This is a genomic window from Vulcanithermus mediatlanticus (genome assembly GCF_055385885.1).
Window position 1 is genome coordinate 1,188,498 of sequence record NZ_AP042385.1, and the last position, 26,980, is coordinate 1,215,477.

General features: G+C 65.1%; 23 protein-coding genes and 1 rRNA gene. 16 read left to right on the plus strand and 8 right to left on the minus strand.

The features are described from left to right. Positions 1–90 precede the first annotated feature (90 nt). Positions 91–1,200 carry an integrase core domain-containing protein gene (locus ACZ5BT_RS07070; protein WP_464883904.1) on the minus strand — a complete coding sequence of 370 codons (1,110 nt, stop codon included), beginning with the start codon at positions 1,198–1,200 and terminating at the stop codon, positions 91–93. A 132-nt stretch (positions 1,201–1,332) separates the two neighbouring features. Between ACZ5BT_RS07070 and ACZ5BT_RS07075 the strand changes: the two genes are divergently transcribed. Continuing rightward, positions 1,333–1,902, plus strand: a complete 570-nt coding sequence (locus ACZ5BT_RS07075) for an acetate uptake transporter (protein WP_464883905.1) — start codon at positions 1,333–1,335, stop codon at positions 1,900–1,902. 66 nt (positions 1,903–1,968) lie between these two features. On the opposite strand, the gene ACZ5BT_RS07080 is transcribed toward ACZ5BT_RS07075, so the two are convergent. Beyond that, complete coding sequence (locus ACZ5BT_RS07080) at positions 1,969–3,117, minus strand: pyridoxal phosphate-dependent aminotransferase (RefSeq protein ID WP_464883906.1); 1,149 nt, start codon at positions 3,115–3,117, stop codon at positions 1,969–1,971. 85 nt (positions 3,118–3,202) lie between these two features. Here ACZ5BT_RS07080 and ACZ5BT_RS07085 point away from each other — a divergent pair, with 85 nt between their 5' ends. The 8 genes from ACZ5BT_RS07085 (at position 3,203) to ACZ5BT_RS07120 (ending at position 10,185) form a co-directional block, all read left to right on the plus strand. Next, positions 3,203–3,823, plus strand: a complete 621-nt coding sequence (locus ACZ5BT_RS07085) for a DNA/RNA nuclease SfsA (RefSeq protein WP_464883907.1) — start codon at positions 3,203–3,205, stop codon at positions 3,821–3,823. Next, positions 3,820–4,938 (plus strand): ATP phosphoribosyltransferase regulatory subunit, encoded by a 1,119-nt coding sequence (locus ACZ5BT_RS07090; RefSeq protein WP_464883908.1) that lies wholly within the window; start codon positions 3,820–3,822, stop codon positions 4,936–4,938. Before ACZ5BT_RS07085 ends, ACZ5BT_RS07090 begins: the two co-directional genes overlap by 4 nt. Continuing rightward, entirely contained in the window at positions 4,920–5,528 is a 609-nt protein-coding gene (gene hisG / locus ACZ5BT_RS07095) for an ATP phosphoribosyltransferase (RefSeq protein ID WP_464883909.1), read from the plus strand. Before ACZ5BT_RS07090 ends, hisG begins: the two co-directional genes overlap by 19 nt. A 32-nt stretch (positions 5,529–5,560) precedes the next feature. Beyond that, positions 5,561–6,238 carry a tRNA (guanosine(18)-2'-O)-methyltransferase TrmH gene (gene trmH, locus ACZ5BT_RS07100; RefSeq protein ID WP_464883910.1) on the plus strand — a complete coding sequence of 226 codons (678 nt, stop codon included), beginning with the start codon at positions 5,561–5,563 and terminating at the stop codon, positions 6,236–6,238. Then, a complete protein-coding gene (gene mqnB, locus ACZ5BT_RS07105; RefSeq protein WP_464883911.1) occupies positions 6,202–6,891 on the plus strand; it encodes a futalosine hydrolase in 690 nt (229 codons plus the stop codon). The genes trmH and mqnB overlap by 37 nt, the downstream gene beginning before the upstream one ends. A 231-nt stretch (positions 6,892–7,122) precedes the next feature. After that, a complete protein-coding gene (locus ACZ5BT_RS07110) occupies positions 7,123–8,361 on the plus strand; it encodes an ABC transporter substrate-binding protein (RefSeq protein ID WP_464885792.1) in 1,239 nt (412 codons plus the stop codon). 74 nt (positions 8,362–8,435) lie between these two features. Next, entirely contained in the window at positions 8,436–9,323 is an 888-nt protein-coding gene (locus tag ACZ5BT_RS07115) for a carbohydrate ABC transporter permease (protein WP_464883912.1), read from the plus strand. Between the two features lies 1 nt (position 9,324). Beyond that, entirely contained in the window at positions 9,325–10,185 is an 861-nt protein-coding gene (locus ACZ5BT_RS07120) for a carbohydrate ABC transporter permease (protein ID WP_464883913.1), read from the plus strand. Positions 10,186–10,281: 96 nt separating this feature from the next. Here the strand turns inward: ACZ5BT_RS07120 and murA are convergent, their stop codons facing one another. Then, positions 10,282–11,556, minus strand: coding sequence for a UDP-N-acetylglucosamine 1-carboxyvinyltransferase (murA, locus tag ACZ5BT_RS07125; protein ID WP_464883914.1), 1,275 nt, complete (start codon positions 11,554–11,556; stop codon positions 10,282–10,284). 124 nt (positions 11,557–11,680) lie between these two features. Here murA and ACZ5BT_RS07130 point away from each other — a divergent pair, with 124 nt between their 5' ends. The 6 genes from ACZ5BT_RS07130 (at position 11,681) to ACZ5BT_RS07155 (ending at position 17,439) form a co-directional block, all read left to right on the plus strand. After that, on the plus strand, positions 11,681–11,905 hold the full coding sequence (locus ACZ5BT_RS07130) for a transcriptional regulator (protein ID WP_464883915.1): 225 nt from the start codon (positions 11,681–11,683) through the stop codon (positions 11,903–11,905). A 74-nt stretch (positions 11,906–11,979) separates the two neighbouring features. Continuing rightward, positions 11,980–13,821: a serine/threonine-protein kinase gene (locus ACZ5BT_RS07135; protein WP_464883916.1), complete on the plus strand. Its 1,842-nt coding sequence runs from the start codon at positions 11,980–11,982 to the stop codon at positions 13,819–13,821. After that, positions 13,821–14,144, plus strand: coding sequence for a DMT family transporter (locus ACZ5BT_RS07140; RefSeq protein ID WP_464883917.1), 324 nt, complete (start codon positions 13,821–13,823; stop codon positions 14,142–14,144). Before ACZ5BT_RS07135 ends, ACZ5BT_RS07140 begins: the two co-directional genes overlap by 1 nt. Positions 14,145–14,305: 161 nt before the next feature. Continuing rightward, positions 14,306–15,718, plus strand: coding sequence for an Asp-tRNA(Asn)/Glu-tRNA(Gln) amidotransferase subunit GatB (gene gatB / locus ACZ5BT_RS07145; protein ID WP_464883918.1), 1,413 nt, complete (start codon positions 14,306–14,308; stop codon positions 15,716–15,718). A gap of 89 nt (positions 15,719–15,807) precedes the next feature. Then, on the plus strand, positions 15,808–17,160 hold the full coding sequence (locus ACZ5BT_RS07150; RefSeq protein ID WP_464883919.1) for a hypothetical protein: 1,353 nt from the start codon (positions 15,808–15,810) through the stop codon (positions 17,158–17,160). A gap of 3 nt (positions 17,161–17,163) precedes the next feature. Then, a complete protein-coding gene (locus ACZ5BT_RS07155) occupies positions 17,164–17,439 on the plus strand; it encodes a hypothetical protein (RefSeq protein ID WP_464883920.1) in 276 nt (91 codons plus the stop codon). A gap of 67 nt (positions 17,440–17,506) precedes the next feature. Here the strand turns inward: ACZ5BT_RS07155 and ACZ5BT_RS07160 are convergent, their stop codons facing one another. The 5 genes from ACZ5BT_RS07160 to ACZ5BT_RS07180 all read right to left on the minus strand — a co-directional run bounded on the left by ACZ5BT_RS07160 (position 17,507) and on the right by ACZ5BT_RS07180 (position 23,834). Further along, a complete protein-coding gene (locus tag ACZ5BT_RS07160) occupies positions 17,507–19,315 on the minus strand; it encodes a hypothetical protein (RefSeq protein WP_464883921.1) in 1,809 nt (602 codons plus the stop codon). A gap of 168 nt (positions 19,316–19,483) precedes the next feature. Next, positions 19,484–20,416, minus strand: a complete 933-nt coding sequence (locus tag ACZ5BT_RS07165) for an acetamidase/formamidase family protein (RefSeq protein WP_464883922.1) — start codon at positions 20,414–20,416, stop codon at positions 19,484–19,486. Continuing rightward, complete coding sequence (locus tag ACZ5BT_RS07170; RefSeq protein ID WP_464883923.1) at positions 20,406–22,001, minus strand: ABC transporter substrate-binding protein; 1,596 nt, start codon at positions 21,999–22,001, stop codon at positions 20,406–20,408. Before ACZ5BT_RS07170 ends, ACZ5BT_RS07165 begins: the two co-directional genes overlap by 11 nt. 9 nt (positions 22,002–22,010) lie before the next feature. Then, complete coding sequence (locus ACZ5BT_RS07175) at positions 22,011–22,931, minus strand: ABC transporter permease (protein ID WP_464883924.1); 921 nt, start codon at positions 22,929–22,931, stop codon at positions 22,011–22,013. A 3-nt stretch (positions 22,932–22,934) separates the two neighbouring features. Next, complete coding sequence (locus ACZ5BT_RS07180) at positions 22,935–23,834, minus strand: ABC transporter permease (protein ID WP_464883925.1); 900 nt, start codon at positions 23,832–23,834, stop codon at positions 22,935–22,937. 226 nt (positions 23,835–24,060) lie between these two features. Here ACZ5BT_RS07180 and ACZ5BT_RS07185 point away from each other — a divergent pair. Beyond that, positions 24,061–26,978, plus strand: a 23S ribosomal RNA gene (locus ACZ5BT_RS07185). The last annotated feature ends 2 nt before the right edge of the window (positions 26,979–26,980 follow it).

Sequence of the window (26,980 nt, forward strand, 5' to 3'; positions counted from 1 at the left end):
TCCCTCCTGATTGAGCCTTGCGCCAACGTGCTTGACGAATTGGCGCGCCCGAATTAGAATGCCTGCGACGTAAATTCTTAAAAGTGGTTCCTACGGAGAGGAATTATAAGGGGTTCCTGGAAACCTTTTCAAGTTCTTGTAATCGGTCAACACATCTGAGACACTCGGGGGGACCGACTCCTTTTGGATCATAGCCAGGAACTCAAGAGGCGCAAGGCCGTTGAGCGCACGATGGGGCCTCCTGCGGTTGTAGTAGTCCAGATAGGCGTCGAGCTCCCTTTGGAGCTCGGGGATCCGGGAAGGCAACGGCCGGGTGTAAAACTCCTCCCTGAAGGTCCGCTGCATCCGCTCCACGTGGCCATTGAGCTTGGGACTTCTCGGGGGCAGCACGAAGAGCTCGATACCCAAACGTTGGCAAGTTTCCTCAAACTCGGCCATGAACTCGCTGCCACCGTCCACCTGAATGGCCCTGACGGGAAAGGGGGCCTGGGTGATGAGGTGGGCCAGGAAGCCGGCCGCTAGGTTGGCGGTGGCCCGGGTGTGCACCTCGGCCAGGGAAAAGCGGGTGTAAAGGTCTACCGCCGAAAAATGCCTGACGACCTCCCCGGGTCCTAGGGTCACGGTAAGGGTGTCCACCTGAACCAGGTCGCCGGGTGAGGAGGCGACGTAGCTTTTGGGTTTCCTCCTGGCGTAGGGGCGCCTGGGCCTTCGCTTCACCTTCCCCCGTCTCGCCCGGGCCAGGAAGGCGGCCACGCTTTCAACACGACGGTGCGCTCCCAGGTGGGCCAGGATGCGGCCCACGGTGCGTTCGCTAACCCCAAAGCCTTGCTTCCCCAAGGCCAGCCAGATCGGCCAGCGGCCCCAGGTGGGGTTTTGCTTCCTCAAAGTTTCAATCGCAATGAGAAGTTCGGGCGTCCAGTGGAGCTTTCGTCGCAACCGCCTTGGGCGTTTGGATCTGGGCACAAGGCCTTTGAGGCCTTCTTCCCTGAGTCGCTTTTTCCAGCGGTAGTAGGTAGCCCGGCTGATTCCCACCAGGGACTGGATCTCGGACCAGTCCACCTTGTGTTTCCGGAACGCCTCGACTTGTTTGAGCTTTCGCAGACGGTCTTGGACCGTGGGGTCGCCAGCTCCAGCCTCCTGGAGCACCTGGGCTTTCCTCGCCCCCCTCCATACCTCCCGGCCAACCGTTGTAAGCTGCACCCGTGGGGACCTCCTCTCTCCTGGAGTGGTCCCCACATTCTTATCGATTCGGTCTCACATGTGTCTGTCCGGGTTCAGTTCTCCCGGGTGCCCCGGACGTCAAAGGAGGGGAGGCTTGTGACGAGAGAAGGCGTGCAAACGGTTCAGACCCTCGACACCAGCGCCAACCCCGCGCCGCTGGGTCTTTTGGCCTTTGGCATGACCACGGTGCTTTTGAATATGGCCAACGCCGGACTCTTTCCCCTCGGCAGCATGATCCTGGCGATGGGCCTCTTTTACGGGGGCCTGGCCCAGATCTTCGTGGGGTGGATGGAGTGGAAAAAAGGCAACACCTTCGGAACCGTTGCTTTTACCTCGTACGGGTTGTTTTGGGAAACCTTTGTGTTTTTGATCGTGCTGCCGAAGCTCGGTTGGATCGAGCCGGCCGCCAAGGGCGGGATGGTGGCCTATCTCTTTATGTGGGGCCTTTTTACCTTCGTGCTCTGGATCGCGACTTTAAAACACAACCGGGCGCTTCAGGTCGTCTTCTTTACCCTCTTCATCCTTTTCTGGCTGCTGGCCTTGGGAGAGTACACCGGCAACACCGCGATCACCAGGTTTGCGGGGTGGGAAGGCATCCTTTGCGGACTTTCGGCCATGTACCTGGCCTTTGCGCAGGTGCTGAATGAAACCTTCGGTCGCGAGGTGCTGCCCATCGGCTGAGGCGTTTCTCCCGCGCCCCCCGGGCCTCGGCCCGGGGGGCGCGGCGTTCGGGCCGGTGAAGCCCGCTCAAAAGAGCGCGCGGATGCGTTCGAGGGCCTCTTCGATCGCCGCCTCGCTGGTGGCGTAGCTCATGCGCACGTGGCCCGGGGCCCTGAAGTCGGTCCCCGGCACCACGGCGACGCGGGCCCGTTCGAGGAGGATCTCGGCCGCCTTGAGCTCATCCTCGTGAATGCGCCGGACGTCGGGCATGACGTAGAACGCGCCTTTGGGTGTGGTGGTGGGGAGGCCGATGGAGCGGAGCCCCTCCACGATCCGTTTCCGGCGCCGGTCGAAGGCAGCGCGCGCCATGGCGATGAATTCCTGGCTCTTGGGGTTGGTGAGGGCCTCGAGGGCCGCCCACTGGGCGATCGAGGTGGGGTGGGTGACCGACTGGCCCTGAATCTTGGTCATGGCCTGGATGACGTCCTTCGGACCGCCGGCGTACCCCACCCGCCAGCCGGTCATGGCGTAGGTCTTGGCCACGCCGTTGACGGTGATGGTGTGCTCGGGGGCCACGACGCCGGGCGAGAAGGCCCGGCCCTCGTAGATGAGGTGTTCGTAGATCTCGTCGGAGATGAGGTAGAAATCGTGCTCGATGGCCAGTTCGGCCAGGGCGGTGAGGGTTTCTTCCGGGTAGACGGCACCGGTTGGGTTGCTGGGGGAGTTCACCACCAGGGCCTTGGTCTTGGGGCCGATGGCGCGGGCGACGGCCTCGAGGTCGGGCACGAAGCCCGCTTCGGCGCTGGTGGGCACGACCACCGCCCGGCCGCCGGCGAGCTCGACCTGCGCTGAGTAGCTCACCCAGAAGGGGGCGATGAGGACGACCTCGTCGCCGGGGTCGATGATGGCCTGGAAGAGGTTATAGAGCACGCCCTTGCCCCCGACGCCGATCGTGACCTGCTCGGGGGTGTAAGCGAGTCCGTTTTCGCGGCGAAACTTCTCGGCCACCGCTTCTCTGAGTTCGGGAATGCCGGCGGGGGGCGTGTACTTGGTCTTGCCCTCGGCCAGGGCCCGGCGCGCCGCTTCCTTGATGTGCTCGGGGGTGTCGAAATCCGGCTCGCCGGCGGTGAGGGCGATGACGTCGATGCCCTGGCGTCTGAGCTCGAGGGCCCTGGCGTTCACCGCCACCGTGGCTGAGGGTTTGAGGGCACTTGCGCGCTGCGAAAGACTCCGCATGTCAGGAGTATAAATTTCCGCCGGCGTTTTTGGGTAATGTGTTTCCGTGCCCCCTGACCTCCGTTTTCCGCCTTCTGTAGAGGGCGTGCTCATCGATCGCGAGAACCGCTTCGTGGTCTGGGTCGCCCGGGGTGGGGAGAGGCTGCGGGTGCATCTGCCGAATTCCGGACGCCTGCGCTTTTTGCGGCCCGGTGTGCCGGTGCGTTTTGTCCCCAAGCAATCGGAGAAAACCGCCGGTCGCTTGCTCATGGCCAGGGACGGAGAGGCCTGGGCCCTTCTCGATTCCAGCTACGCCGAGGCGGCGCTTCCTGGGTTGGTGACGCGCTGGGGGTATCGCTACCTCACCGCCCAGCCCCGCCTCGAGGGCCGCCGGCTCGATGCCCTGATCGAAGACGCCTTTGGGGTGCGACCGCTGGAGATGAAGTCGGCCACCCATGTCGAGGAGACCGTGGCCTGTTTTCCCGACGCCCCCAGCACCCGGGCCAGGCGGCATCTTGCAGTTCTTCGCCGAACGCGGGGTGTCTTGGTGTTCGCGCTCTTGAACCCCCGCGCCCGTACCTTCCGGCCCTGCCGCTATGACCCCGAGTTCGCCCGGGCGCTCGCTGAGGCGGTGCAGGGCGGGCTCGAGGTGCACGCGGTGCGCGCCGAGGTGGACCCCACGGGGATGTCCTGGGCCGAGGAGGTCCCCGTATACTCGACATCGTGAAGCCCGAAGGCACCCGAGACTACCTTCCGCCCGAAGCTGAGGTTCGAGCCAGCTTTCGAGAGCGCCTCGAGGCCCTCTTTTCCCGCTGGGGCTACCGGCCGGTGGAGCTCTCCGTGCTCGAGACTTATGACGCCAGCCACCCGAACGCCGAGCGCGCTTTCAAGCTGGTGGACAAGACCGGCGAGGTGCTGATGCTCCGCAGTGAGTTCACCACGGCACTGGCGCGGGTGCTCCTGCCCCGCGCCAGCGAAGGGCCCATCCGGCTGCGCTATGCCGGAAAACTCTGGCTGCGCGAGGCGGCGGCCGAGCCCGGGCGGTTGCGGGAGTTCACCCAGGTGGGGGTGGAGCTGGTGGGCATTTCGTCCCCCGCCGCCGACGCCGAGCTGGTGGAGCTGGCCTGGGAGGCGCTGGTGGCGGTGGGGCTTGAGGCCGCGGTCATCGAAATCGGGCTTCCTGCCCTGGTCCGCGACCTGCTCGAGGCCACCGGCCTTCCGGGGGAAGTTGCCGAGCGGTTGCGAAGGGCGGTGGATCGCAAGGCGGTGCCGGAGCTCGCCGAGGCCCTTTCCGCCTTCGGGGTCAAGGGCAAGCTGAGGGAGGCCATTCTGGCCCTGCCCGATCTTTACGGTGGCCGGGAGGTTTTGCAGGAGGCAAAGCGACACGCGCTTTCAGATCGGGCAAGGCTCGATCTGGAGTGGCTGGAGGCCGTCGCCCGGGCGCTGCCCCCGGCGCTGCCCCTCATGTTTGACCTGGGGATGGCCCGGCGTTACGACTATTACTCCGGCCTGACCTTCCGCGCCTACACCCCCGATTTCGGTTTGCCCCTGCTCGGCGGCGGGCGCTACGACGGGGCCTTGCTGCCGATGGCGGCGGGGTTTGCCGTGGGGCTCGAGCGGGTCATTGAGGCCGTCAAGGCGCCGCCGAGCCGGCGGGGCGTCGAGATCATCGCTGCGGACGTCGATCTCGCCCGGCGGCTTCGGGCCGAGGGGCGGGTGGTGGAGCTCGCCCACACCGACGACCGGGCGGCCCTGCTCGCGCTGGCCGAAAGGCGGGGCGCGCGCTACCTGGCGGTCGAGGGGAAGCTCGTGGAGGTGACGTCGTGCAGGGATACGAACTGACCATCGCCCTTCCCAAGGGCCGGATGTTCGACGAAGCCTACCGGGCGCTGGGCCGGGCCGGGCTCAGTTTGCCCGATCGGGGTGCGGCGCGGGAAATGCTCCACCGTGGCGCGGGGGTGGCGGTGCTGGAGCTGCGCAACGCCGACGTGCCCGCCTACGTCGATCTCGGCATCGCCGACCTCGGGGTGGTGGGCAAGGACGTGCTGGCCGAGGCCGGGCGCGATCTTTTCGAACCGGTGGATCTGGGCTTTGGCGCCTGCCGGCTCAGCCTTATCCGCAAGCCGGGCGAGCGCGGCCCCATCCGCCGGGTGGCGAGCAAGTATCCCCGGGTGACCGAGCGCTGGCTTAAGGAGAGGGGCATCGCCGCCGACGTGGTCAAGCTCCACGGCAACGTCGAGCTCGCCGTCCTGGTGGGGCTGGCCGACGCCGTGGTGGATGTGGTCGAGACCGGAACCACCTTGAGGCAGGCCGGCCTGGTCGAGGTCGAGGTCTTGATGCGGAGCAGTGCGCGCCTGGTGGTCAATCGCAGCGCCATGAAGCTCAAGCGTGAACGCATACGCGCGCTCATCGAGCGCCTCCGTCGCGGGTGAGAAGGGCTTTTCCCTTCGCTTAGAATCGGCACGTGACCCGGGAACGGCTCTTGCGTTTAAAGTCGGTGCTCGATCGGCGCCAGCCGGACCTCACCGTGCTCATGGAGAACGTCCATAAACCCCACAACTTTTCCGCGATCCTCCGAACTGCCGACGCGGTCGGTATTTTCGAGGCGCACGCCGTCCACCCCACCGGTGGCGTGCCAACCCACCACGACACCGCGGGCGGTGCCGCCAAGTGGGTCTACCTGCGGGTCCACCCCACCGTCGAGGACGCCATCGCTCACCTTCGCCAAAGGGGCTTTTCGGTCTACGCCACCCGCCTTTCCCCCTCGGCCATCGATTACCGCGAGGTCGACTACACCAAGCCTACGGCGGTGATCATGGGGAGCGAGAAGTGGGGGGTGAGCGACGAGGCGGCCAGTCTCGCCGACGCCGAGATCGTGATCCCCATGATGGGCATGGTGCAAAGCCTCAACGTCTCGGTGGCGGCGGCGGTGATCCTCTTCGAGGCTCAGCGGCAGCGGATGCGGGCCGGCCGTTACGACCGGGTCCAGCTCGATGCCGAGCGCTATCAGCGCGCCCTCTTCGAGTGGGCCTATCCCGAGATCGCCAGGGAGCTGCGGGAAAAGGGGCTGCCCTACCCGCCCCTCGACGACGATGGGGGCATCGCGTGGCCGGAAGGAGTGCCGCCGTGGACCTCTTCGTGAGCGCGACGGCCATGGAGGGTGCGTTCCTCGAGGCCTGGCCGGGGGCGCCGTTCGAGTTCCATGGCCGCGCCGGTCTCCGGGGCCAGGGCTGGGCCTGGCTTGAGCTCGGGGTGGGCAAGGTCAACGCCGCGGCGACGCTTTCCGCCTTCCTCCAGGCCTACCCCGAGGTGCGCCGGGTGCTGGTCTTCGGCCTGGCCGGAGCCTACCCGGGCACCGGGCTCAGGCCCGGGGCGCTGGTGCTGGCATCCGAGGAGATCCAGGCCGACCTGGGCACGGCCTTCGGGATGAAGCCGCTCGGATTTCCCGCCTTGCGCCTCGAGGGGACCGACTACTACAACCGTTTTCCGGCCGACGCCGCTTTCACCGCCGAGCTGGCGGATCGGCTCGGACTCTTGCCCATGCCCCTCGTGACCCGTGACCAGGTCTCGGAGTCGCTCGAGGCCGCGCACGCCATCCGTCGCCAGTGGGGCGGGGTTGCGGAAAACATGGAAGGGGCGGCGGTGGCGCAGGTGGCGCTTTGGCACCGGCGGCCCTGGGCCGAGCTCCGGGCCATCTCCAATCTGGCCGGCGTGCGAAAAAAAAGCGAGTGGCGGATCCCCGAGTCCGTCGCCGCGTTGCGGACGGCGTTCGAGCGCCTCCGCCCGGAAGAGTGAGCGCGGGCGAGCTTTCCCGCCTGCCGGCCGGGCTGGCGGTCGTTTGCCTTTTGCCGTGGACGTCCCGGATACCCATGCAAAATAGGGGCATGCTTTTGCGATCGGAGCGGACCGTGGCCCACGCACCCCCTCCCCCGTGGGGTGTACAGTACACTGGTACGGAAAGCAAAGGGGGTGTTGAACGTGAAGAAACCGAAATGGATACGGGTCGCGCTGGCAGCGCTTGGGTTTATGGCCATGGGATCGCTGGTGGCCGCCGAGGGGGTTACGGTCACGATCTCCTGCGGCTCGGTCGGCAAGGACCAGACGTTTTGCAAGGAGGGCGCCGAGGCCTGGGCCAAAAAGACCGGCAACAAGGTCCGGGTGCTCTCCTCGCCCCAGTCCACCAGCGACCGACTGGCGCTCTACCAGCAGCAACTGGCCGCCGGGAGCAGCGACGTCGACGTCTACATGATCGACGTGATCTGGCCCGGGGTGCTGGGTCAGTTCTTCGAGGATCTCAACCCCTACATCGATCCCCGGGTGAAGGAAGGCTTTTTCCCGTCGCTGATCGACGCCAACACCGTCGACGGGCGGCTGGTGGGGCTGCCCTGGTTTACCGACGCCGGCATCCTCTACTACCGCAAGGATCTGCTCCAGAAGTACGGTTTCAGCAAGCCACCCACCACCTGGGATGAGCTCGCCCAGATGGCCAAGACCATTCAGGAAGGCGAGCGCAAGGCCGGCAACCAGAGTTTTTGGGGGTTTGTCTGGCAGGGTGCTTCGTACGAAGGATTGACGGTGGATGCCCTCGAGTGGATCTACTCCTACGGTGGCGGGACCATCGTCGATGCCAAGGGGAATATCACCGTGAACAACCCGCGGGCCAGGGCCGCGCTGGAGATGGCCAGGACGTGGGTGGGAACGATCAGCCCGCCGGGCGTGCTTTCGTACATGGAAGAGGACGCCCGCGGGGTGTGGCAGGCTGGAAACGCGGCCTTCATGCGTAACTGGCCCTACGCCTACGCCCTCGGCAACAGCGCCGACAGCCCCATTCGCGGCAAATTCGACGTCACCGTGCTCCCGAAAGCCAGCACCCCGGAGGGTCGCCACGCCGCGGGGCTCGGCGGCTGGCAGCTCGCGGTGAGCCGCTTCTCCAAGCACAAGGAAGCCGCGGTTGACCTCGTGCTCTACCTCACCGGCTATCAGGAACAAAAGCGCCGGGCCATCGAGGGCAGCTACCTCCCGACGAGGCCGGCGCTTTACCAGGACCCCGACCTCCTCAAGGCTCAGCCTTTCATGGGCCGGCTCTACGACGTTTTCGTGAACGCCGTGCCCCGGCCGAGCGCTCAGACCAAGAAGAAGTACAACCAGGTCTCGAGCGCCTTCTGGACCGCGGTCCACAACGCGATCTCGGGCAAGGTCGACGCGGCCACGGCGCTGCGCCAGCTCGAGGCCCAGCTCAAGCGGATCAAGGGTGCCGGGTGGTGAAGCCGGGCGCTTGGATTGGCTGAAAACGGGGCCCCCTCGACCACGAGGGGGCCCCGGATGCCGCTGGAGGTCTCATGCTGAAGCGATCGCTCCAGGCCCGACGCGCGAGGGCCGCCTGGTTGTTTTTGCTCCCGAGTCTCGTTTTGCTGGCGCTGGTCGCGGCCTACCCGCTCCTGCGCACCATGCAGCTCTCCCTGTACCAGGCGAGCATTCTCGACTACCCTCTGCGGCCGGTCTGGGTGGCACTGGCCAACTATGCCTTCCTCATCCAGGACGCCTACTGGTGGCTAAGCGTCAAGAACACGGTGATCTTCACCGTGGCTTCGGTCTCCCTGGAAACCTTGCTCGGGCTTGGGATCGCGGTTTTGGTCAACGCCCGCTTTCCCCTGCGGGGACTCATGCGCACCGCGATGCTCATCCCCTGGGCCATCCCCACCGTGGTCAGCGCCCAGATGTGGCGCTGGATGTACAACGACGTTTACGGCGTGATCAACGATATCCTTTTGCGCCTCGGGTTGATCGCCAAACCCGTGGCCTGGCTCGCCGAGCCCTCGCTGGTGCTGGCGTCCATCGTGGCGGTCGACGTGTGGAAGACCACGCCTTTCATGGCGCTCTTGCTCCTCGCCGGGCTGCAGTCGATTCCCAAGGAGCTCTACGAGGCCGCGCACGTGGACGGGGCGACCCCGTGGCAGCAGTTCCGCTACGTGACCCTCCCGCTCCTCAAGCCGGCGCTCTTGGTGGCGCTGGTCTTCCGGACCCTGGACGCGCTCCGGGTCTTCGACGTGGTCTACGTGATGAGCGGGACCAACCCCTCAACCATGAGCATGTCGGTCTACGCCCGGCAGCAACTCGTGGATTTCGGCGCTTTGGGGTATGGCTCGGCGCTTTCAACGGGGATCTTCTTTATCATCGCCATTTTCACGGCGATCTACCTGACCGTGCTGCGAGTGGAGGTGGACTGAGGTGCCGAAGGGGCGTCAGAAGTTCCGTTTGGGCCGGTTTCTGGGCCAGGTGGCGTTCTATCTTTTGCTGCTCGCCGTTTTTGCCTACCTCGTCTTTCCCTTCTACTGGGCGGTGGTGAGTTCGCTGAAGTCCCAGCAGGAGCTCTTTCAAACCCCGGTGTCCTACTGGCCAGAGAAGCTTCGCTGGCAGAACTATCGCGATGTATTCATCATGCAGCCGTTTGGCCGCAATCTCCTGAACTCGGCCGTGGTGGCCGGGCTCACGACCCTCTTGGCCCTGGCGGTGGGGAGCTTTGCCGCGTATGCCTTGGGCCGGTTCCGTTTTGCCGGGAAGCGGCCCATCTACTACGGCATTTTGGCGGTGAGCATGTTCCCCCAAATCAGCGTTTTGGGGGGCATGTACGTCCTGATCAAGGCGCTCGGGCTCTACAACACCTGGTGGGCGCTGGTGTTTTCCTACATGATCTTTACCCTCCCCTTTACCATCTGGGTGCTCACCAGTTTCGTGCGCGAGATTCCCGCCGAGCTCGAGGAGGCGGCCTACGTCGATGGCGCCGGGCCCCTGCAGACGCTCCTTTGGGTGCTCCTGCCCTTGATGGCCCCGGGGCTGGTGACCGCGGGGTTGCTCGCGTTCATCGGTGCCTGGAACGAGTTTCTCTTTGCCCTCACCTTCACCGTGGACGATAAAGCCCGGACCGTTCCCGTGGCCATCGCCTTTTTCAGCGGAGCCAGCCAGTTCGAGCTGCCCTGGGCTCAGATCATGGCCGCGAGCGTGATCGTGACCGTTCCCCTGATCCTCCTGGTTCTCTTCTTCCAGCAGCGGATCATCGCCGGGTTGACCGCGGGGGCGGTCAAGGGGTAGGGCCCCGGCCGTGGTTTTTGCCAGGGCGGAATACTCAAACGGCGCCGGGGAACTTCCCCGGCGCACGTTTTTGGGCAGTGGGCGAGACGGCGGGTTTTAGTCCGCGGCGTCCTGGATCGAGAGCTCGGCCCGACGGATGCGGGCGCCGAGGGCCTGGAGCTTGGCCTCGAGGGCCTCGTAGCCCCGCTCGAGGTGCTCGGTGCCGGCGATCATGCTCTCGCCTTCGGCCGCCAGCGCCGCGACCACCAGGGCGCCGCCGGCGCGGATGTCGAAGGCCCGGACCTCGGCCCCGTGGAGCTTGCGGCCCCGAACCGCCAGGACGTGGTCTTTGAGCGAGAGCTCGGCGCCCATCCGCGCCAGTTCGCCGACGTGGGTGAAGCGATCGGGGTAGACGCGGTCGGAGACCAGGCTGACGCCGGGGACGGTCGCCAGGTAGGCGGTGGCCACCGGCTGCAGGTCGGTGGGGAAGCCGGGGTATTCCCGGGCCTCGAGGTTGAAGGGCCGGGGTTCGGCGATGGCCTCGAGCTGGATCCAGTCATCTCCGAAGAGGATCCGGTGCCCGGACTCGGAAAGCTTGTCGAGCAGGGCATCGAGGTGGTGGGGGTCGGCGTTTTGGAGCGTTACCCGCCCCCGGGTGGCGGCGGCGGCCAGGAGGTAGGTGCCGGCCTCGATGCGGTCGGGGATGACGCGGTGGCGGCCACCGCCCATCGCCCGGGCGCCGCGGACGTACACCTGGCTGGTGCCGGCGCCGACCACCGTGGCCCCCAGCATGGCGAGGAAGCGCCCGAGATCCTCGACCTCGGGCTCCTGGGCGGCGTTGACGATGGTGACCTCGCCGTCGCCCAGGGCCGTGGCCAGCATCACCTGTTCGGTGCCGCCGACCGTGGGGATATCGAAGACCACGCGGCCGCGAAATGCGCGGGCGCGGCGGGCGAAGAAGGTCCCGCCTTCCTCGCTGACTTCGGCCCCGATCTTGCGCAGGGCTTTCACGTGGAGATCGACGGGGCGGGGGCCGAACGCGCAGCCACCGGGCATGGAGACGCTGCCCTCGCCGGTGCGGGCCAGGAGCGCGCCGAGCACGATGAAGCTGGCCCGCATCTTGGAGACCAGTTCATACGGGGCGTCGGTGCGCAGGATTTCTGGGGTATGGAGGTGCAGGCTACGCCCTTCCCAGGCGTAGCGGGTGCCGAGGTGCGCGAGCAGGTCGAGCAAGACCTCGATGTCGCGCAGTCGGGGGACATTCTCAATGGTCACCGGCTCCTTGGTCAGCAAGCTGGCGACCATCACGGGCAACACGGCGTTTTTTGCCGGGCTCACTTCGATCTCACCGGAAAGCGGATGCTTGCCCTCTATAATGAGCGGTACGTTCACCTGGTCCCCCTTTAAGCAAGTTGCACATCATGAGCAACTTACGCAAAATCATTATGCGACGGTTTGCACGTGTTGTCAACAAATCACGCTTGCTGCTACAATGATGGTGCTTTTTGGGGGCGGCATGCCGAAAAAGGAGAAAAAGCGCCTTCAGGTAGTCATCAGCGAGGAGCAGGACGCCCTTCTCACCAAGGCGGCCTACGAGCTCTCGAGCCCCGAACGCCTGGTATCGAAGTCCGAGGTGGTGCGCCTCGCCATCGAGAAGATCGCCCGCGAGCTCGAGGCCGGTCGCCTCGAGGTCAAGGACCTTTTGCAGAAAATCGAGTCCGAAGAAGAAGACGAGGGCTGATCGCGTAGAAAGTGCACGGGTCTGCGCCCGTGGCAGCGAACGCCGCGGGCGTTTTGCGTGCAACAATGGGGTTCGTGGAGCGACTCGGGGGCCGCTACCGGCTGATTTCACCGGTCGGCCAGGGCGGAATGGCCGAGGTTTGGCGGGCCTTGGACGAGCGGTTGGAGCGCGAGGTGGCGGTCAAGCTGCTCTTTCCCCACGTCCACCCCGCCGAGCGGGCGCGCTTTGCCCGGGAGATCCGGGCGCTTTCGCGCCTCATTCACCCCGGGGTGGTGCAGATCTACGACCTCGGCGAGGAGGCGGGGCGGCTCTATTTCGTGATGGAGCTGGTCCAGGGAGGCGGCTTTGACCGGCTCGGCCCTTTTGAGGAGGGTGTTGAAGGCTGGCGGCTTTTGCGGGCCGCCGCCGAGGTTCTGGACGCGCTGGCGTATCTGCACGACCAGGGGGTCATCCACCGCGACCTCACCCCGGCGAACATCCTGATTACCCCGGAAGGGCATGCCAAGGTGATGGATTTTGGCCTTGCTTATCTCTCGGACGTGACCCAGGGGCTGACCCGGACCGGCTATACGCTGGGGACCCCACAGTACATGGCGCCCGAGCAGGCCACCGGCGGCGAGGTGGGGCCCGCGGTCGACCTTTACGCCTTTGGCGCCGTCCTCTACCGGGCGTTGACCGGGGAAGCCCCGTTCAGCGGCGAGCACGACCAGGCGGTGCTCTACAAGCACGTCTACGAGCCCCCGACCCCGCCGGCGGAGAAAAACCCGGCCGTGTTCCCCGGGCTTTCGCGACTGGTCCTTGACCTCTTGGCGAAAAAACCCGAGGCCCGGCCGCCAGGTGCCCGGGCGGCGAAAAAACGCCTGCTTCGCTTGGAAAAAGCCTTCGCCGGCCGCGCCTACAAAAGCGCCCGGGCCGGGGCCGCCCGGAGCGGCCACTACCCCGAGGGGCCGCTCGATCCGGCGGCGCTGGAGCTCGCGAGCGTGGTGGACCTCGAGGGCGAGGCGGCCTGGCCCAGCGAGATGGCCCTGGATCACGGTCGCCTGGCCCTGGGCGTCGGCCGGGGCGGGCTGATGGTCTTCGCCGCCGGCGGACTCGCCCCGGTGGCCCGGCTTTCGGCAGAGGACGAGGTGACGGCGCCGCCGCTCTTTGCCGATGCGCTCTATTACGCGGCCTGGGACGGGGGGCTTTACCGCTGGAGCGGTGAGGGCGCGCCCCGGCGGGTGGTGGCGAGCCAGGCCGAGATTACGGCCAGCCTGCTCGAGGCCGCGGGCCGGGTCTACGTCCCGAGCCGCGATGGCCGGCTCTACGCGGTCGAAGACGGCGAGGTCTCGTGGGTATTCGAAGCCGAGGGGCATCTTTCGGTGGGGGTGACCCTCTATCGCGGCCTCCTCTTCGTCGCCAGCGAAGCGGGGTGGGTGTATGCGCTCGAGCCCCGGAGCGGCCGGCTCGTCTACAAGGTGGAGACGGGGCCGATCCACGCCCATCTCCCCGCCACCGACGGGGTGTTGCTCTTGCCCACCTGGCCGGGCGAGGTCCATGGTTTTGACCCCCTGCGGCGGGAGGTGCTCTGGACCTTTGACCTCGAGGGCGAGCTCTGGGCCAGCCCCGCGGTGGGCTATGGCCTTGCCTTCATGGCCGGGTGGAGCGGGGTGCTCTACGCCGTCGACCTCAAAAGCGGCGACGAGGTTTGGCGGGCCGAGGTGGGTCGGGTCACCGCCGGGCTCAGCCTGGCGGCGGGCGTGCTCTACGTGGCCACCGAGGAAGGGGCGTTGCTCGCCTTCGATGCCACGAGCGGCGCCTTGCACACGCGCCTTGAGGGGCTGGGCGAGCTCCAGGTGCCTCCCCTGCCCACCGAGGACGGTGTCTACGTCGCCAGCGTGGACGGCAAACTCTACCTCTTTGAGGAGCGGACCTGATGGGTTGGTTCTATTTGGCACTGGCCATCGTCTTCGAGGTGATGGGGACCACCTCGATGAAGCTCTCCGAGGGCTTCAGCCGCCTCTGGCCGTCGGTGTTGCTGTTCGTGTTCTACGGCCTTTCCTTTACCTCGCTCACCTTCGCCCTCAAGAAGATCGACCTCTCCGTGGCCTACGCCGTGTGGTCGGGGGTTGGAACGGCGCTCATCGTCGTCATCGGGGTCTGGCTTTTTCGCGAGTCCCTGAGCGCGGTGAAGCTCGCGGGCATCGCCCTGGTGATCCTGGGGGTGGTGCTTTTGAACCTCACTGCGTCGGCCAAGTAGGGGGTGAGCGGGCGGCTGTGGGCCCACTTCGGGCCGGTTCGCCGCGCCTTCGCCCGTATAAGCTTGACGCATAGCGTATACGCTGGTATATTGAAAATTAGGAGGCCGCGGAAGCGGCGCTTTTCTTTTTAGCCACCGGGATCCCATATAATGACCGCCGTATGTACGAGCCGGTGATCGGCCTCGAGGTCCACCTCCACCTCAAGACCCGTACCAAGATGTTCTGCGGGTGTACCCTCGCCTACGGTGACCCGCCCAACACCCACGTCTGTCCGGTCTGCATGGGGCTGCCGGGGAGCCTGCCGCGGATCAACGCCCGGGCCGTCGAGTACGGGCTGCGTCTGGCCCTGGCGCTGAACTGCCGCGTTCCCGAGCACACCCAGTTTCACCGCAAAAATTACTTCTACCCCGACCTTCCGAAGAACTACCAGATCAGCCAGTACGACCGCCCCATTGGCGAGCACGGCTGGATCGAGATCGGGGGGCGCCGCATCGGCATCAAGCGGGTGCACCTCGAGGAGGACGCGGGCAAGAGCACCCACCCCGAAGGAAGCGACCATACCCTCATCGACCTCAACCGGGCCGGCGCGCCACTGGTCGAGCTGGTGACCGAACCGGATCTCAAAAGCGGCGAGGAGGCGCGGATCTTCTTAAATCGCCTGCGGGCCATCGCCCGCACCCTGGGCATCTCCGACGCCAACCCCGAAGAAGGCAAGATGCGAGCCGACGTCAATATCTCGCTTCGCCGCCCGGGGGATGCGCTCGGCACCAAGGTCGAGATCAAAAACCTGAACTCCTTCAAGAGCGTGCAGCGGGCGATCGAATACGAAATCCGCCGGCAGGAAAAGATTTTGCGGAGCGGGGGCGAGGTCACCCAGGCCACGCTGGGTTGGGATGAGGCCGCCGGGAAGACCTACCTCATGCGCACCAAGGAGACCGAGTCCGACTACCGCTACTTCCCCGAGCCCGACCTTCCGCCGCTTCGCATCAGCGCCGAGTGGCTTGACCGGGTGCGGGCCGAGCTTCCCGAGCTGCCGGCCGAGAAGGCCCGGCGCTACCAGGAAGCGGGCGTTAGGGCTTACGACGCCGAGATTTTGGCCTATGACCTCGAGTTCGCCGAGTTTTTCGACCGGGCTCTGGCGAGCGGCGCCGACCCGCAAAAGCTCGCCAACTGGCTCAACGCCGACGTCCGGGGCTACCTGACCGACAAGGGCCTCTCGCTCGTGGAGACCGGGCTGCGTCCCGAGCACCTGGCCAGGCTGGTGAAGCTGATCGAGGCGGGGACGATCACTGGAAGGGTGGCCAAAGGGATCCTCCCCGAACTCATGGCCGGACGTGATCCGGAAGCGGTCGTGGAAGAAAAGGGCCTCAAGGCGGTCACCGACGAGGGCGCGCTCAAAACGCTCGTGGCCGAGGTGATCGAGAAAAACCCCAAGGTGGTCGAGCAGATCCGGGCCGGGAAGACCAAGGCCATCAATGCCCTGCTCGGCCAGGTCATGAAGGCCACCCGCGGCACCGCCCCGCCGGACGTGGTGCGCCGCCTCCTCGCTGAGGCGCTCTCGGTCGAGGCCTGAGCTGGGGATTTCTTGAAGCCCGCGTGCAGGCGCGCGGGCCTTACCTTGGAATATCGCTAATATAGGGTTTGATGTTGTCAAAACGTGGAATGATTCGAACACTGGTGTACGCACTCCTTCTCCTGGTCCTCACCGGCTGCGGGGTCCTGGACCCCAAGCCCCCGCAGGTCGACCTTCCTCTGACCCAGGTCTGGGCCCTGACCCTGGGCGGCGATGGCCAAAATCTGGCGATCAACTCCGCCCTTGGCCCCGACGGCACCGTCTACGTGGCCAGCGACGAGCAGTTCAACGACCCGGCGACCAACTTCCTCCGCCTCTACGCCGTCACCCCCGACGGCCAGGCCACGGGGGTCACCCTGGCCGACCCCGCCGACGCCGAGCTCAGAAACGCCGCCGCCGCCCGCGGCTGGCCGGTCTGCAACAGCCGGGTCGACCTCCAGCAGGGGGCGATCGTGGTCAGCGGCGGCGGGGTCTACCTGAGCACCATGTACCCCAAGGACCCCGCCGCCTGCCGGGCCCTGATCGGCTTTGCCAACTACAACGCCCTGATGCGCTACGACGCGAAGACCTTGAAGCGCACCATGCTCACCTTCATCGGCGGCGACGAGCCTGCTTTTAGCGCCCTCAACCCCGATCCGGCCCGGAGTTCGCCGTTTATCACCTTGACAGCGACCAGTGGTGACTACGCGCGCATTATCGGCACTTGGGTGGCTTCCCCCAGTTCCTTCGGCCAGCCAATCTTCGGACAACTCGCCGCCGACGGGACCTGGAACATCCAGCTTGCGGCCACTAAGTACCCGAACCGCCTCGACTGGAGCTTCCGCCAAACGGTCACCGCCCCCGACGGCGGGGCCTACGCCATCGCCTCCGGTCCCACCGACGGCTTCGTCCTGGCCCGGCTGAGCCCGAGCGGCGACGTGGTGTGGCAGATCCAGCTCTGGGACCTCTTCGTGACCGCCGGCGTGGGCCAGATCACCCCCGCCCCCGGCGACGTGGTCTTCGTGGGCGGCACCAGCCGCAACGGGACGCCGGTGTTCGGGAACACGCCGCCTCCCACGACCTCCCCGGATGGGGGCGTGCCGTTCGTGGCCCGACTCGACCAGGGCAAGCTGACCTGGATCTACTTTAATTCCGACATGGGCAACGTCCCGGTAGCGGTGGCCTACGATCCGGCGGCGAACGAGGTCTACGCCGTCGTCGGCTGGCGCTTTTACTTCCTCGACGCTGGGACCGGCGAGGTGCTGCCCAAGACCTACGTCACCAGGAACGGGAAGCAGGTGCCGCTTGACTTTTTGATGCTCGACCCCAAGTACGACCAGCGCTCGGGCTCAGGCTTCTTCCAGCTCTACCTGGTGAACGGCGACCTGATCGGCGTCGGCAACGCCTGGCTTACTGACGCCAAGCGCTATGCCATCTACGTCGTCCGCTACCGGCGGAGGTGAGCGATGCGATCGAGGCGTGGCTTCGCCCTCATCCTGGCCCTGTTCATCCTGGGGGTCTTCTCGGCCATCCTGGGCGGGGCTATGCTGCGCACCGTCTACCAGGTGCGCTCGGCCCGGGCCCAGGCCGCCGAGGCCACCGCCGAGGCGGGGAGCGCTTCCGCGGTCCACGCCGTGGCCTCTTTGCTCTCGGGGCCCTTGCGCACCCAGCTCGCCCAGACCATCGCCGCCAGCGCGTCCCCATCGGGGTCGTGGTATTTAAGCGGGCTGTCCATGCGATGATTCAAACTCGCATAGACAGCCCGCGGGCCGAGTATGTAAGCTGCGTCACATACTCGGCCCTCTCTCGTTACGCCATTACCGCATCGGAGAGCGCCTCGTAGGCGCGCTCGAGTTCACTGATCCAGGGGGCAAGGCCGAGGACGTCCGCGCGGTCGAGATAGTAACGGATGCCGGCCTTGAGGTTTTGCCGGTAGGCCTCGAGGTGCTCCGTACTCTGATCGCGTTCGCTTCCGAAGCGGCCAGACTGGAGGGCCTCGAGGTAGTCGAGGTAGAGCCTGAGTTCCTTCACGAAGACGTGGGGCCGGCTTGGGTCGAGGTCGAGCCGTACCCGGCCGTAAATGTGGCCGACCATTTCCTCCAGGGTGTAAGGCCCCTTGAAGTAGGCGAGGTTCGGACCCGGGCAGATCGAGACGCCGGCCTCGGGCATCTGCGGCGGCTGGTCATAAACGAGGCGGGCCGACTCGGCCAGACCGACGCAGAGACACTGCTTTTCGAGGAGCTTTTCCAGCTCGGCCTGGAAAAGCTCTTCCGGGAGCTTTTGTTCCCGGAGCGCTTTGATCTTGCGGTGCTGGTAGTTGCGCGAGGCGGTGCAGATGGGCCGCTCGGTGAACTCGGTGTTGAACTCGAGGTGCCCCTTGGGGCAGGGGCTGCCCGGTCGGCCCTCGGCGTACCACTTTTTCGCCAGCTCGCCCATGGGGGCGTTTTTGAGGCTGTGGAAGGGGACGCCGAGCGGTGATGCGCCGGAGAGGTAGAGGTCGTCTTCGCCAGCCTCGACCAGACGCTTGCGGGTGGGCTCGTCAACCACGGTGACCTCTGGCACCAGGAGGAACGGCGAGCCCCACCCCACGCTGTCGAGGCCGTAGTGCTCGAGCAGCATGCGGTGTTCCTCGGCCGTGCCCACCCCGCCCTGGGCGGTGATCCGCACTTCCGGCGGGCTTTCCGGCACCGGCTTGCCGAGCTTTTTGAGGGCGGTGGTGTAGATGCCAAAGAGGGTTTCCACGAGCTCTTCGCGGCGTGCCTTGAACTCTTCCAGAATCGGCCCCATCAAGTAGCCCTGGGTGGCGAAGGCGTGGCCCCCGCAGTTGAGGCCCGATTCGATGCGATACTCGCTGACCCAAAGCCCCTTTTTGGCCAGGAACTTGCCCTGGGTCAGGGCGGAGCGAAAGTCGCTCACCTTGAGGATCAGTTGCTTTTTAATGCGTCCGGCTTCGTCGGCGAAAAAGTCGGCGAACTTGGCGATGTAGGAGTAGAGCCGGGGGTTGAGGCCGGCGGAAAGGCAGAGGGCGCCCTCGAGTTTGCTCTTGGCAAAGCCCCGGAGCGAGGCGTGGGCGTCGTTATGTTCGGGGGGCAGGGCTTCGCGGCCGACAAAGTTTTGCTTGTCGACCTTGGTCATGATATTGGTCTCGATGCGGCCCGGCTTTAAGTTGGCCCGGATCAGCCCCTCGAGGTGCTTTTGCCCCGCCTGCCAGCGTTCGTAGAGCGTTCTGAGCGGCGACTGGGGAGGTAAGAGCTCGAGGTAACGTACGATTTCCCCGCCCGCTTGCAGCGAGCTCTTCCTGAGGGTTTCAAAATCGGTCTTGACGATCTCGTGGATGAGGTCGAGGTAGGCGGTGATGCGGCGGGCCCGGGAGTCGCTCTTGAGGTCTTTCTCGATTGGCTCGTAGGGGAGCCCGCGGACCCTGGCCCAGTAGGCGCGCATTCTTTCCGCGAGCGCGTCATCGATGATCGAGACCACCGAATTGATGCCGTATTTGGCCACTTTGATCGGGGCGTCGATGGAGAACGACGTGCCCATGACGGGAATGTGGAACGTATGGACGCTGCTGCCAAACGAAAGCTCCCCGTCACCGGGGCTCGATGCCAAACTCAACTGCATGCCTTAAAGTACGCCCTGGACCGGGCGAGAGTTGTAATCCTCACCTCATTTTGGTCCGGGTTTTGACCGGCTCCAGTTCCGCACCCCTGCGAACGCCAAGGGCCCCCTCGGCGGGGGCCTTTGGCGAAGAGGAGGGGGCCCGCCGTGGCCAGGGCCACGGCGGGGGATTCAGCGGAAGATAGCGCGGGGGAGATAGGCGGCGACGATCCAGTTGGGGGCGTCGACGACCTCGCTGATGCGCAGATCCACGGCAACGCTGGCCAGGGCGTAGGCCATCTCTGGCGAAAGGCCGTACTTTTTCCCCAGGTGGTCGACCATGTCGCGCACCGCGTCCCGGGCGGCCTGCATGAGGTCGGGGGCGATGCCTGTGGTGACCTCGTAGCCTTTTTCGTCGACGTGGCGGGTTAGCGGTCCGGGAATCTCGAACCGTGGCCGGGCGAACCCGGCCTGCTTTTTGAGATCGAAGCGCAGCCGGATATTCATCGACGACTCAATCGCCGTGCCGCAGACCTCGCCGTCGCCCTGGGCGGCGTGGGTGTCTCCTACCGAAAAGAGCGCGCCCGGAACCTGCACCGGAAGGTAGAGCGTGGCACCACGGGTGAGGTCGCGGATGTCCATGTTGCCGCCGGCTTCGCGGGGTGGCACCACCGAGTGCACGCCGGGTTCTTTGAGAGCAAGCCCGATGGTTCCCGGGAAGGGGCGGGTGGGGAGGCGGATGTCGGGGGTGAAGCGAACTTCGTGCTCGTCGTACTCGGAGATATGCAGGAAGGGTTCAGGGAATTCCTCGGCCAGCAGGCCGAAGCCGGGAATGATCGCCGTCCATCCCCAACCGCTCGGTTCGAAGTCCAGGATCTCCACCACCAGGGCGTCGCCGGGTTCGGCGCCTTCCACGTAGATGGGGCCGGTGACCGGATTGACCCGCTCAAAATCGAGCTTTGCCACGTCTTCATGGCGCGAATCCCGTGCCAGCTGGCCCCCTGAGGCGTCGACCACTTCGAACTCAACCGTCTCGCCGGGGGCGACGGTCAGGACCGGCGCGAGGCTGTTGTCCCAACCGAAGTGGTGGTGTTGCTTGTGGATCGTTTTGTGGCTAGCGCCCATCGGTCGTCCACACCTCCTCGTAGTTGACCGGGATGTGAATGGGATCGACGAAGATGGCCTCGGGACCGGCGACCCGGGCCGAGTGCATGGTGAAGCGTTTCTCGTTGAAGATGGGAATCCAGGGTGCGTCGTCCATCAGCTTGATGAAGAGATCGCGGTAGAGGGCGATTCGGGCCTCGGCCTGGTCCGGCTGGACCATCTTGTCGGCTTTTTTCGCCAGGGCGTCGAGTTCGGGGTTGCAGTACCGGGCCCAGTTCCAGCCGCCGGGCACGGCGCTGACGCAGGAGAGAATGGGCCAGTAGAAGTTATTGGGGTCGGGGTAGTCGGCGATCCAGGCCATGCCGCCGGACCAGATCATCGGCGCCTCGCCCGCGCCGCCGGCCTCGATCACCGTGGCCTGGGAAAGGGGACGGAGGTTGACCTTGACCCCGATCTGAGCCAGATCCTGCTGGATCGCCTGGGCGATGCGCGGATTGGGGTCGACGTTGAAGACGTAGAGTTCGGTCTCAAAACCGTTCGGGTAACCGGCTTTGGCGAGCAGGGCCTTGGCCTTTTGCGGGTCGTAGGGATAGCCCTGGTAGTCCTTGGCGTAGCCCGGCATCAGCGGGGGCAGGACCTGGTTGGCCGGTGAGGCCCGGTTGTTGATGATGCGTACGATGCGCTCTTTGTTCACCGCCATATTGAGCGCCTGGCGAACGAGCTTGTTATCGAGCGGCTTTTTGGTGACGTTCAGGGTGACGTAGCCGGTGTGCAGCTGGTCACCCACGGCCACCAGTTTCCTCAGGTCCGGGTTGTTCATGACCTCGACGAAGCGCGCCGAGGGAATGCCGTCGCCCAGGATGTCCACCCCACCGCGGAGCAGCCGCAGGTAGGCCACGTTGGGGTCCAGGCCGATCTGGAACACGATGCGATCGAGGTAGGGGCGGTTGGGGATGAAGTAGTCCGGATTGCGCTCGAGGACGATCCGCTGCCCGAGGACCCACTCCTTGAGCTTGAAGGCCCCGGTGCCCACCGGGTTGTGGCCGAAGTCCTGGCCGTATTTCTCCACCGCCTCCTTGGGCACCACGTGCGCGAAGTTGAGCGCCAGCTTGTGCAGGAAGGAGGCGTCGGGGGCCTCGAGGACAATCCGCACCGTGTACCGATCCACGACCTGGATGCCCTTCGCGTGCTCGGCCTTCCCGCTGATCACGTCCTTGGCCCCGACGATGTTGGTGTAAAAGCCCTGCCCCGGGCTTTGGGTCTTGGGGTTCAGGACCCGTTCCAGCGAGTACTTGACGTCTTCGGCCACGAGCTCGCGGCCATTGTGGAACTTGACCCCTTTGCGCAGGTAGAAGGTGTAGGTGGTGCCGTCGGGCGAGACCTCGAACCGCTCGGCGAGCTGGGGTTTGAGCTTGGTGGTTCCGGGAACGTAGTCGAGCAGACCGTCGAAGATCGATTTGATGATCGACCAGTTCTGCCAGTCGTAGCCGATCGCCGGGTCGAGGGTGACGATGTCGTCCTTGAACGAGACCACCATCGACCCGCCTTGCTTTTGCCCCCAGGCCAGCGCCGTGAGGGCGATGAACACCCACCAGAGTCGTTTCATGGTTCCTCCTTAGCGGTACTGAATTCTTGGATCGAAGAATGGGTAGATGAGATCCGCGATCAGGTTGCCGACCACCACGAAGAGCGCGGTGACCAGCACCCCGCCCATGATCACGGGCACATCCACCAGCTGAATCGCCTGCCAGACCATCTGCCCGATGCCCGGCCAGCCGAATACCGCTTCCACCACCACGATGCCGCCCATGAAGACCCCCAGATCCATGCCCACCATGGCGATGACCGGGAGAACGGCGTTGCGCAGCGCGTGGACGAAGAAAAGCCGGCTGCCCGGGACCCCTTTGGCTTTGGCCGTGCGAATGTAGTCCTGCCGCAAGACCTCGACCAGCGAGGCCCGCATGACCCTGGCATACCACCCCCCTCCGGCGAGGCCCACCGTGGCCGCCGGCAGGACCAGGTGGGCCAGGCTTCCATACCCCCCAAGGGGAAAGATCGGAAAACGGTAGGCGAAAAGGTAGAGCAGGAGCAGCCCGACGGCGAACTGGGGCGCCGAGACCCCGAAAAAGGCAAAGCTCATCACCGCCTGGTCGATCCAACTCCCGCGTCTGAGCGCGGCGACGATCCCCGCGGGAAGTCCGATCAAGAGTTCGAAAAGAATCCCTGCCAGCGCCAGCTGGAGGGTCGGGGTGATTCTTGAAGCGACCAGCTCCCGGACCTGGGTCTTCTGGGCGTACGAGCGCCCCCAGTCCCCCTTGAGCAGCCTGAAGAGGTGGTTTTTGTACTGGATGAGGAACGGTTGGTCGAGCCCGAGTTCGTGGCGGATTCGGTTGACGGTTTCCGGGGTGGCACTGCGCCCGGCGATCATCCGTGCCGGATCGGCGGGGAGCAGGTAGAGCAGGGTAAAGGTCACCAGCGTGATGCCGAAGAGTACGAAGAGACCCTGGAAGAGCCGGCCCAGCAGGTACTGCAGCACCGTTCACACCCCCCGATCCCCGACGTCCAGCGCGTCCCTCAAGCCCTCACCGAAGAGGTTGAAGCACAGCGAGGTTAGCAAGATGGCGAACCCGGGGAAGGCCACGAGCCAGGGGGCATTCAGGAAATAGGTTTGGCTCTCGTTGATGATGCCGCCCCACGAGGGCGTCGGGGGCTGGACCCCGACGCCGAGGAAAGAGAGCGCGGCCTCGAGGAGCACCGCCGAGGAGATGCCGAGCGTTCCGAAGACCAGGATGGTGGAGACGAGCTGGGGAAGGATGTGCGCAAAGAGGATGCGACCGGTCGAGGCGCCGAGGGCGTGGGCGGCCTCGACGAAGTCGCGCCGGGCCAGCGAGAGGACCTGCGCGTGAATGGCCCGGGCCACCCAGACCCAGTTCACCAGCGCGATCACCAGGGCCACGATCCAGAGGCTGGGTCCGAGCACCGCTGCCAGGGCGATGGCCAGCACCAGGGCGGGGAAGGCGGTCATGATGTCGGTGAGGCGCATCAAGACGATTTCCACCCAGCCGCGCAGGTAGCCGGCGGCGACGCCGACCACGGTGCCGATGACCACCGCGATGCCGTTGGCGACCAGGCCGACGATGAGCGAGACCCGGGCACCAAAGAGCAACCGCGAGAGCAGATCACGGCCAAGCAGATCGGTCCCCAGGGGAAACTTGCCGCCAGGGGGCAGGGGCATGCCCTCGAGGGTGAGCCCGTCGAAAAACTGCTGCGAGGGGTCGTAAGGTGCGAGCCAAGGCGCAAAGAGCGCGGCCAGCACGACGATCACGACACCCCCCAGGCCAACGAGGGCGATGCGGTTTCTCCGGAACCTCCGGACCCACCTCGGGGTCTGGGGGATGGCGTCAAGGGTTGGTGGTGCGGGTTGGTGATCCTTTTCCATGGCCGGTCACGCTGTTCGTCGGGATGACTGGGTCAACGAGTGTGGCTCAGGTGGATACTCGATCAGATCGTCTGTTGGTCATACCAATACTAGGCGTTTCCCGGGGGCCGGTCAAGGCCCCCACCCCTCTTGACAGTTTTCTTTCCCGGTGGTAATTTTATCTTTGCGTCCTACGGGGCGTGGGGGACCATGACAAGCGGGCAGAGCGAGTGAAGCAGTGAATGAGGGTCAAGGTATTAAGGGCGCACGGTGGATGCCTTGGCACCCGAGCCGATGAAGGACGTGGCTACCTGCGAAAAGCCAGGGGGAGCTGGTAGCGAGCGTTGATCCCTGGATGTCCGAATGGGGGAACCCGGCCGGTGGGAACACCGGTCACCGTCACGGATGTGGCGGGGGGAACCTGGGGAACTGAAACATCTCAGTACCCAGAGGAGAGGAAAGAGAAAGTCGACTCCCTGAGTAGCGGCGAGCGAAAGGGGAAGAGCCTAAACCGGCGTGCTTGCGCGCCGGGGTTGTGGGGCGCGACTGGGGCTTTGTCCCGGGGAGTGTTTTCATCTAGCCGAACCCTACTGGAAAGGGGGGCCGGAGAAGGTGAGAGCCCTGTAGGCGAAAGGTGGGGGCGCTCTCTGGGTCGCGTACCCGAGTACCCTGTGGTTCGTGGAGCCATGGGGGAATCTAGGCGGACCACCGCCTAAGGCTAAGTACTCCGGGTGACCGATAGTGGACCAGTACCGTGAGGGAAAGGTGAAAAGAACCCCGGGAGGGGAGTGAAATAGAGCCTGAAACCGTGCGCTTACGAGCAATCACGGCGTAGGCGGTTAGCCTATGTTGTGGTGTGCCTCTTGAAGCATGAGCCGGCGACTTGCGACACCTGGCGAGGTTAAGCCGAGAGGCGAAGCCGGAGGGAAACCGAGTCTGAAAGGGCGCGAGTCAGGTGTTGCAGACCCGAAACCAGGCGAGCTAGCCCTGGCCAGGCTGAAGCTGGGGTGAGACCCAGTGGAGGGCCGAACCGGTGGGGGATGAAAACCCTTCGGATGAGCTGGGGTTAGGAGTGAAAAGCTAACCGAGCCTGGAGATAGCTGGTTCTCCCCGAAATGACTTTAGGGTCAGCCTCAGGGGTTAACTCGTGTCTGTAAAGCACTGCTAGGGCTAGGGGGCCCACCAGCCTACCAAACCCTGGCAAACTCAGAAGGGTACGAGTTGGACCCTGGGAGTGAGGGCGCGAGCGATAACGTCCGTGTCCGAGACGGGAACAACCGAGACCGCCAGCTAAGGTCCCGGAGGCTAGGCTAAGTGGGGAAGGATGTAGGGTTGCTGAGACAGCCAGGATGTTGGCTTAGAAGCAGCCATCATTTAAAGAGTGCGTAATAGCTCACTGGTCGAGTGACCCTGCGCCGAAAATGAGCGGGGCTTAAGCCTAGGGCCGAAGCTGCGGACTCAGAGGTTTAACCTTTGAGTGGTAGGGGAGCGTTCCCGAGGTCTGTGAAGGCGGGCTGCGAGGTCTGCTGGAGGCAAGGGAAGTGAGAATGCCGGCATGAGTAACGAGAAGTGGGGTGAGAATCCCCACCGCCGAAAGCCCAAGGGTTCCTACGCAACGTTCGTCGGCGTAGGGTTAGGCGGGGCCTAAGGTGTAGCCGAGAGGCGAAGCCGAAGGGAAGCCGGTTAATATTCCGGCCCCACTCCACTGGAGCGATGGGGGGACGTCCTAGGCTAGGCGGACCGGAGCCATGGCTGAGCCCGGCGGCCTGTTTGGGGGCGGTGTGCAGGCAAATCCGCACGCCGAGAGCTCGCGGCAGGTCGGGAAGCCCTTAGGGGTGACAACCCGCTGAGGCCAGGGGGCCGAGAAAAGCCTCTAAGCGATGAAGGTGGAGTGCCCGTACCGGAAACCGACACAGGTGGGCGGGTGTAAGGGCACCAAGGCGCGCGGGAGAACCCTCGCCAAGGAACTCTGCAAGTTAGCCCCGTAACTTCGGGAGAAGGGGTGCTGCGCTAGGGTGATGAGCCCGAGGCAGCCGCAGTGAATAGGCTCTGGCGACTGTTTACCAAAAACACAGCTCTCTGCGAACACGTAAGTGGACGTATAGGGAGCGACGCTTGCCCGGTGCCGGAAGGTCAAGGGGAGGGGTGAGAGCCCTGAACCGAAGCCCCGGTGAACGGCGGCCGTAACTATAACGGTCCTAAGGTAGCGAAATTCCTTGTCGGGTAAGTTCCGACCTGCACGAAAAGCGTAACGACCGGAGCGCTGTCTCGGCGAGGGGCCCGGTGAAATTGAACTGGCCGTATAGATGCGGCCTACCCGTGGCAGGACGAAAAGACCCCGTGGAGCTTTACTGCAGCCTGGTGTTGGTCTTTGGGCATCTCTGTGTAGGATAGGTGGGAGCCTGTGAAGCCAGCTCGCCAGGGCTGGTGGAGGCGTCGGTGAAATACCACCCTGAGATGTCTGGAGGCCTAACCCCATTTTTGGGGGACAGCGCTTGGTGGGCAGTTTGACTGGGGCGGTCGCCTCCCAAAGTGTAACGGAGGCGCCCAAAGGTTCCCTCAGGCGGGACGGAAATCCGCTGGAGAGCGCAAGGGTAGAAGGGAGCCTAACAGCGAGGCTGACAAGCCGAGCTGGGACGAAAGTCGGGCCTAGTGAACCGGTGGTTCTGTGTGGAAGGGCCATCGATCAACGGATAAAAGTTACCCCGGGGATAACAGGCTGATCTCCCCCGAGCGTCCACAGCGGCGGGGAGGTTTGGCACCTCGATGTCGGCTCGTCGCATCCTGGGGCTGAAGAAGGTCCCAAGGGTTGGGCTGTTCGCCCATTAAAGCGGCACGCGAGCTGGGTTCAGAACGTCGTGAGACAGTTCGGTCTCTATCCGCCACGGGCGCAGGAGGCTTGAGGGGGTCTGCTCCTAGTACGAGAGGACCGGAGTGGACGCACTGCTGGTATTCCAGCTGTCCATCCAGGGGCATGAGCTGGGTAGCCAAGTGCGGGAGGGATAACCGCTGAAAGCATCTAAGCGGGAAGCCTGCCCCGAGATGAGGCCTCCCACGGCGTGAAGCCGGTAAGGACCCCGGGAGACGACCGGGTAGATAGGCCGGGGGTGTAAGCGTCGCGAGGCGTTGAGCCGACCGGTCCTAATGGTCCGAGGCCTTGACCGCTA

Bases quoted from the DNA above. Each gene is read 5' to 3' on its own strand.
- ACZ5BT_RS07080 (WP_464883906.1), bottom strand. From the start codon at position 3,117: ATGCGGAGTCTTTCGCAGCGCGCAAGTGCCCTCAAACCCTCAGCCACG.
- ACZ5BT_RS07110 (WP_464885792.1), top strand. From the start codon at position 7,123: ATGGCCATGGGATCGCTGGTGGCCGCCGAGGGGGTTACGGTCACGATC.
- ACZ5BT_RS07115 (WP_464883912.1), top strand. From the start codon at position 8,436: ATGCTGAAGCGATCGCTCCAGGCCCGACGCGCGAGGGCCGCCTGGTTG.
- ACZ5BT_RS07130 (WP_464883915.1), top strand. From the start codon at position 11,681: ATGCCGAAAAAGGAGAAAAAGCGCCTTCAGGTAGTCATCAGCGAGGAG.
- ACZ5BT_RS07140 (WP_464883917.1), top strand. From the start codon at position 13,821: ATGGGTTGGTTCTATTTGGCACTGGCCATCGTCTTCGAGGTGATGGGG.
- gatB (WP_464883918.1), top strand. From the start codon at position 14,306: ATGTACGAGCCGGTGATCGGCCTCGAGGTCCACCTCCACCTCAAGACC.
- ACZ5BT_RS07150 (WP_464883919.1), top strand. From the start codon at position 15,808: ATGATTCGAACACTGGTGTACGCACTCCTTCTCCTGGTCCTCACCGGC.
- ACZ5BT_RS07155 (WP_464883920.1), top strand. From the start codon at position 17,164: ATGCGATCGAGGCGTGGCTTCGCCCTCATCCTGGCCCTGTTCATCCTG.
- ACZ5BT_RS07160 (WP_464883921.1), bottom strand. From the start codon at position 19,315: ATGCAGTTGAGTTTGGCATCGAGCCCCGGTGACGGGGAGCTTTCGTTT.
- ACZ5BT_RS07165 (WP_464883922.1), bottom strand. From the start codon at position 20,416: ATGGGCGCTAGCCACAAAACGATCCACAAGCAACACCACCACTTCGGT.
- ACZ5BT_RS07170 (WP_464883923.1), bottom strand. From the start codon at position 22,001: ATGAAACGACTCTGGTGGGTGTTCATCGCCCTCACGGCGCTGGCCTGG.
- ACZ5BT_RS07180 (WP_464883925.1), bottom strand. From the start codon at position 23,834: ATGGAAAAGGATCACCAACCCGCACCACCAACCCTTGACGCCATCCCC.